Source organism: Olsenella sp. AGMB03486 (assembly GCF_040884255.1).
Lineage (GTDB): Bacteria > Actinomycetota > Coriobacteriia > Coriobacteriales > Atopobiaceae > Olsenella_L > Olsenella_L kribbiana.
The window spans coordinates 21,337-27,336 of the sequence record NZ_JBEVTM010000022.1; the positions used below are offsets into that span (position 1 = coordinate 21,337).

Annotated in this window: 8 protein-coding genes; 7 read left to right on the forward strand and 1 reads right to left on the reverse strand. The window is 59.1% G+C overall.

The features are described 5' to 3' along the window. Positions 1-72: 72 nt before the first annotated feature. From ABVS03_RS09870 to ABVS03_RS09890, 5 genes are all read left to right on the forward strand, one after another. Positions 73-822, forward strand: a complete 750-nt coding sequence (locus ABVS03_RS09870; RefSeq protein WP_330972604.1) for a VUT family protein — start codon at positions 73-75, stop codon at positions 820-822. After that, a complete protein-coding gene (locus ABVS03_RS09875; protein ID WP_330972605.1) occupies positions 815-1,537 on the forward strand; it encodes an SDR family oxidoreductase in 723 nt (240 codons plus the stop codon). The genes ABVS03_RS09870 and ABVS03_RS09875 overlap by 8 nt, the downstream gene beginning before the upstream one ends. Before the next feature lie 192 nt (positions 1,538-1,729). Next, entirely contained in the window at positions 1,730-2,110 is a 381-nt protein-coding gene (locus ABVS03_RS09880) for a peptide chain release factor-like protein (RefSeq protein WP_368018976.1), read from the forward strand. 33 nt (positions 2,111-2,143) lie between these two features. Further along, positions 2,144-2,680, forward strand: coding sequence for an HD domain-containing protein (locus tag ABVS03_RS09885; RefSeq protein WP_368018977.1), 537 nt, complete (start codon positions 2,144-2,146; stop codon positions 2,678-2,680). Between the two features lie 89 nt (positions 2,681-2,769). Then, positions 2,770-3,369 (forward strand): very short patch repair endonuclease, encoded by a 600-nt coding sequence (locus ABVS03_RS09890; protein WP_368018978.1) that lies wholly within the window; start codon positions 2,770-2,772, stop codon positions 3,367-3,369. Here the strand turns inward: ABVS03_RS09890 and ABVS03_RS09895 are convergent. Further along, the gene (locus ABVS03_RS09895) at positions 3,366-3,578 is read right to left on the reverse strand and encodes a hypothetical protein (protein WP_330972608.1); all 213 of its coding nucleotides are present in this window, start codon (positions 3,576-3,578) and stop codon (positions 3,366-3,368) included. The genes ABVS03_RS09890 and ABVS03_RS09895 overlap by 4 nt on opposite strands. 298 nt (positions 3,579-3,876) lie before the next feature. On the opposite strand from ABVS03_RS09895, the gene ABVS03_RS09900 reads away from it, so the two are divergent. Both ABVS03_RS09900 and ABVS03_RS09905 read left to right on the forward strand, forming a co-directional pair. Further along, complete coding sequence (locus tag ABVS03_RS09900; RefSeq protein ID WP_330972609.1) at positions 3,877-5,316, forward strand: 6-phospho-beta-glucosidase; 1,440 nt, start codon at positions 3,877-3,879, stop codon at positions 5,314-5,316. A gap of 18 nt (positions 5,317-5,334) precedes the next feature. Then, positions 5,335-5,910, forward strand: a complete 576-nt coding sequence (locus tag ABVS03_RS09905) for an HAD hydrolase family protein (RefSeq protein WP_368018979.1) — start codon at positions 5,335-5,337, stop codon at positions 5,908-5,910. The last annotated feature ends 90 nt before the right edge of the window (positions 5,911-6,000 follow it).

The following is a 6,000-nucleotide window of genomic DNA, read 5'->3' on the forward strand; positions in this document are numbered from 1 at the left end:
GCGGCCGAGAGCGGCCCTCCAAGCAGTCCCAGGTAGAAACCTGCTTGCCAATCCAAAACCGGGAGATATCTCATGCTCAAGAAAACGCTTCAAGATTGCCGCGTCCTGCTCCGTTCCATTCCGAGCCCGACGGTTGCGCTCTTCACGGTCGCTGTCGTTGTAATGAACCTGCTTGCGAACAAGGAGCTCATCTCGCTGCCGTACCTCGCGCTCGACTGCGGCTTCTGCGTGAGCTGGGTGAGCTTCCTCTGCATGGACATGATCTGCAAGCGCTTCGGCGCCAAGGCTTCTGTGACGGTCAGCATCCTGGCGCTCCTCGTGAATCTTGCGGTATCCATCCTGTTCTGGCTCATGAGCCTGACGCCGGGCATGTGGGGTGCCTATTACAGCTACGGTTCGCTCGAGGTGAACGCAGCGCTCAATGCGACATTTGCTGGCAGCTGGTATGTGGTCTTCGGCTCGTCCTGCGCTATGGTCTGCTCGTCGATCGCAAACTCGTTCCTGAATGTCAGCATCGGCAGGAAGCTCAGGAAGAACAACTTCGCGAGCTTCGCTATCCGTTCCTATGTCAGCACCCTGATCGGCCAGTTCGTGGACAACTTCGTCTTTGCCGCTATCGTGAGCCACAACTTCTTCGGGTGGACCTGGACACAGGTCATTGCCTGCTCGCTCACCGGTGCCGTGATGGAGCTCCTCTGCGAGGTGTTCCTCTCGCCTGTAGGCTTCCGTGTCGTAAAGGGCTGGGAACGTGACGGTGTGGGAGAAGAGTATCTTGCGCTCCATCCCGAAGTGCGCCAGACGCTGGAGGCCCAGCATGCCTGAGAGAAGGAGCCTCCCCCTCGATCATGGTGGACGCTCGCTCAAGGTGCTGATCACCGGCACCTCCTCGGGCATCGGACGGGCAGCAGCCGAGCTCTTCCTCGAGCGGGGACATGAGGTCTGTGGCCTCGATATCGCTCCTGCCACGATCGAGCATCCCTGCTACACGCATCTCATCGCAGATGTCAGAAGACGCGATCTTCTGCCCAAGGGCCTTGCCCCCAATGTGATTGTGAGCAATGCCGGCGTGCAGGCGAGCGAAGATGATATCGACGTGAACCTCAAGGGCACGCTCAATGTCTGCGAGACCTATGCCTTCAAGGACAGGAAGGCAGCACCGCAGCTCGAGGCGATCGTGCTGGTCGGCTCCTCGAGCGGACACACGGGTGCCGAGTTTCCTGCCTATGCTGCCTCGAAGGGCGGCGTCCTTGCCTATGCAAAGAACCTGGCGCAGCGGGTGGCGCCCCAGGCCACCTGCAACAGCATCGACCCGGGAGGAGTGCTGACCGATCTCAATCTCCCTGTGATGGAAGACGAGACGCTGTGGTCGCGCATCATGGAGCTCACGCCCCTGAAGCGCTGGGCAACCCCTCAAGAGATAGCGGAATGGATCTACTTCGTCGCAGTCACGAACCGGTTCATGACAGGACAGAACCTCCTGATCGACGGGGGAGAGGCGGGATCTTTCGACTTCGTCTGGCCGGATACCGACTTCTAGGAAATGAGGGAGCTGCACCTTGGTGCGGCTCCCTCAGCACTTGTCTGACGTCTGAATGTGTCCGTTTCCGACGTGCCCCTGTCGCCGGCAGACATGTTGCAGAAAAGCGACGTTCTTTCTGTTTTCGGCGGCATGGAGGTACATGCGGGTATCATCCAGAACGCTGCTGTGGCGGAGGGAGAGGGGCGGAGCATGAGCATGGAAGGACATCTGAGCCATGAGGAATATGCGCGCTTTGTACGCCTTTCGGACAAGGAGCTAGCCCGCCAGTGCCATGCTGAGGCGTTCCATGCCTCGGGCCCCGGTGGTCAGGGCGTGAACACGGCAGACTCTGCCGTGCGCATGATCCATGTCCCGACCGGCATCACAGTCGTGAGCCGCGAGTCGAGAAGCCAGCTCCAGAACAGGGAGCGCTGCCTCGAGAAGATACATGAGGAGCTCGTCCGTCGTGCGCGCAGGCCGAAGAAGCGCAAGAAAACCAAGCCGACAAAGGCTTCGATTGCACGCAGGCTCGATGCAAAGGCACGCCGAAGCCAGGTCAAGAAGCTCCGGCGCAGGGCTGACTTCGACTGATTCCCAGAACCCAGGCAGAAAGGCTGAGACAATATGTCTTCAGAAGATATAGAAGCACTCGGACCCAAGAGCCATGCAGCTCTCGAGCTTGCGATGGCAGAATACGACAAGGGCGATCCCAAGCGCATCCATCATTTCGTGAAGGTCCGTACGTTCGCACGCGATATCGCAGAGGCGGAAGGTGTGGACGAGAGGACCCGCTACATCGTCGAGGCTGCTGCTATCGTGCATGATGCCGGCATCCATGAGTCGGAGCGGATCTATGGAAATGCGGGCGGCAAGCACCAGGAGGAGCTGGGGCCTGGCGTAGCACGACCGCTTCTCGAGAAGGCAGAATATGCACCTGAGGCCATTGAGCGCATCTGCTGGCTCATCGCCCATCACCATACGTATGCGAATATCGAGGGCGCAGACTACCAGATCCTCGTCGAGGCAGACTTCCTCGTGAACATCTACGAGGATGCACCAGACAATGCAGAAGCGAGAAGGCATGCAGCCGAGCAGGCGAAGCGCCATATCTTCAGGACGCAGACAGGCACGAAGCTCCTGGAGCTCCTCTATCTGAGCTAGAGCCCAGGATCTGACAGGCAACGGGGCTTGGCTATAATCGTGCCCTGAGGCTTTAGGTCTGTGTCCTGCACGCGTCGAGGGGAGCATCTGTGGCAGATACGGTCTCCCCTGAAGTGCGGAGCAAGATCATGTCCAAGATCCATGGGAAGGATACGAAGCCAGAGGTCCTGCTCAGGAAGGAGCTCTGGCACAGGGGCTATCGCTACCGCAAGAACTTCCGGAAGCTTCCTGGCTCGCCTGATATCGTTATGACGAAATACCGGCTCTGCATCTTCGTGGACTCGGAGTTCTTCCATGGGAAGGGATTCTACGGAGGGCTTGAGAGCAAGAAGTATGAGAGCCTCGAGGAGCAGCTCAAGCACTCGAACCATCCAGATTACTGGCTGCCGAAGATCAAGCGCAACATGGAGCGCGACCAGGAAGTGGATGCCGAGCTCACGGAGAGCGGCTGGCATATCATCCACTTCTGGAGCAAGGACGTAATGAAGCACACCGACGAGTGCATACGTACCGTTGAGGAGACGCTTGCCACACTCACGCTCGGCGAAGATGCATACGCAGACGCTGAAGATGCGGCGCAGGACGCCTCTGAAGTCGAGTGCATCGCTGAAAAGCCTTCAGAGCTGGCAGCTGCCTCTCAGGCAGAAGCTCCGCTCGAAAATACAGAAGATCCTCTGGAAGAGGGCTAGTCCTCGTCCTCCGCTTCGGCTGCTGCCTCTTCCGCCTCTGCAGTTGCCTTCTCCTCGCGGTACCCATCGACCACCTTGCGTGCCTGCTGGGAGAGCCAGGCCTCCTCTTCTGGCTTCGTCTCGATCTTGCCCTCGGCATTCTTCCGCTTCGAGCTCTGCCAGATGGCAATGATGACGCCGAGGACGATGACTGCGATGCCTGCACCCATGATGGTTCCTTTCCTATGCATGCAATGCTGACCACTGTAGCACGAGGCTCTGGCAAGGTATCTCTGAGCTCTCCCAATGGCCAGCCCATTCCCGATAGTGCGCAGCCTGCCTCTTGCCTTCTGCCATCGCATGGAAAGTGTCAGAACGTGTCATCTGAGCGCCTGGACAGGGAGCTTCCAGCGAAAAGAGATGCCAGATGGAGGAATCAGATGCAGAAGGTTCCGATGCATCGCACATACTGGAGGTGGTGGAGATGCACATGCTTCGACATGCGCCAGTCAGAAGGGAAGGCGTGCTATGGGATTTCCTGAAGGGTTCCTCTGGGGCGGAGCGACCGCAGCAAACCAGTGCGAGGGTGGCTGGAACGAGGGAGGACGCGGTCTTGCGAACGTCGATGTGGCGCCGGCAGGCCCCGACCGCTTCAAGGTCGTTTCCGGAGAGATGAAGATGTATGGCTTCGATGCCGATCACTACTATCCGGCACAGACCGGCATCGACATGTACCACACGTACCGCGACGATATCGCCCTCTTCGCCGAGATGGGCTTCAAGACGTACCGCTGCTCAATTGCCTGGTCGAGGATCTTCCCTGAGGGGGATGAAGAGCAGCCGAACGAGGAAGGCCTTGCGTTCTATGAGGATCTCTTCCGCTGCTGCCAGGAGCATGGCATAGAGCCGCTCGTGACAATCACGCACTTCGACTGCCCGATGCATCTGATCGAGGCCTATGGTGGCTGGAGGTCGCGCAAGCTCATCGGCTTCTACAAGAATCTCGTGACGGCGCTCTTCACGCGCTACAAGGGCCTTGTGCACTACTGGCTCACGTTCAACGAGATCAACATGATCTTCCACCTGCCCTGGATGGGTGCAGGCATCGTCTTCGAGGAAGGGGAAGACAAGGAAGCGGTCGAGTGGAAGGCCGTGCACCACGAGCTTGTCGCCTCTGCCTGGGCGACGAAGATCGCCCACGAGATCGACCCCAGGAACAAGGTCGGCTGCATGCTGGCGGCTGGTGCCTACTATCCTTATAGCTGCCGTCCGGAGGATGTGCGTGCAGCCCAGCTCGACACGCAGCATGAGCTGTCGCTGATTGATGTGCAGGCACGTGGCGCCTATCCTGCATGGGTGAAGCTCATGCTCGAGCGCAAGGGCATCGACCTCGGCATGACCCCTGAAGACAAGAAGATCCTCGCCGAGAACACGGTCGATTTCGTGAGCTTCTCCTACTATTCGACCCGCTGCTCGGCAGCTCCTACGACCGATGCACCGCGCACGCAGGGCAATGCCTTTGCTGGCGCCATGAATCCCTACCTCGAGAAGTCGCAGTGGGGTTGGGCCATCGATCCTCTGGGCTTCCGCATCACGATGAACGAGCTCTATGACCGCTACCAGAAGCCGCTCTTCGTCGTCGAGAATGGCCTTGGCGCCAAGGATGAGCTCGTGCCTGACGGCAAGGGCTCCTATACGGTCGAGGATGACTACCGCATCGACTATCTCCGCCAGCACATCCAGGTGCTGCGCGACACGATCGAAGAGGACGGCGTGCCGGTCCTGGGATATACCACCTGGGGGCCGATCGATCTGGTGAGCGCCGGCTCCGGGCAGATGTCGAAGCGCTATGGCTTCATCTACGTGGACCGCGACGACGAGGGCAGAGGAACCCTTAAGCGCTACCGCAAGAAGAGCTTTGGCTGGTACAAGAAGGTCATCGCCACAAACGGCGCAGATCTCGGCTAGAGGGAATTCGGAGGAGACATGTCTTCGGGCAAGGTCGTCTTTCTGGACGTCGATGGCACGATAACCGACTACGAGAACAGGATTCCCGCATCTGCGAAACGCGCCATCAAGGCGGCCCGTGCAAAGGGCAACCGCGTCTATATGTGCACGGGCCGCTCGAAGGCAGAGAATCCTCCCGAACTCACCGAGATTGGCTTCGATGGGATGATCGGCGGCAATGGCGCCTACGTCGAAGATGCAGGCGAGGTCGTGATGCACCAGCTCATCACGCTCGACCAGTGCCGCCATATCGTCTCATGGCTCGAGGGGAGAGGCCTCGAGTTCTACCTCGAGACGAACAACGGCCTCTTCGCGAGCAGGAACTTCCGTGAGGCAGCCCGTCCGGTCCTTCGCCTCTATGCTGGCAGGAAGGGCATGGCTGGTGCAGATGAGCTCGAGACCGACGATGCAATGCACGGGATGGTGTATGGGGGAGAGCTCGTCCGCGACGACGTGAACAAGGTCTCCTTCATCCTCTCGAGCTACCAGGACCATCTGGATTCTGTTGAGGAGTTTCCTGACCTCAAGGCAGGCACCTGGGGAGTGTCCCTATAGTTCTGTCAAGCCGTAGCAGGTGACTTTTCTACATTGTCCGCTGGCGGCTCCACATATGGCACCCGATCGCGCATCACCGCATAGATGACA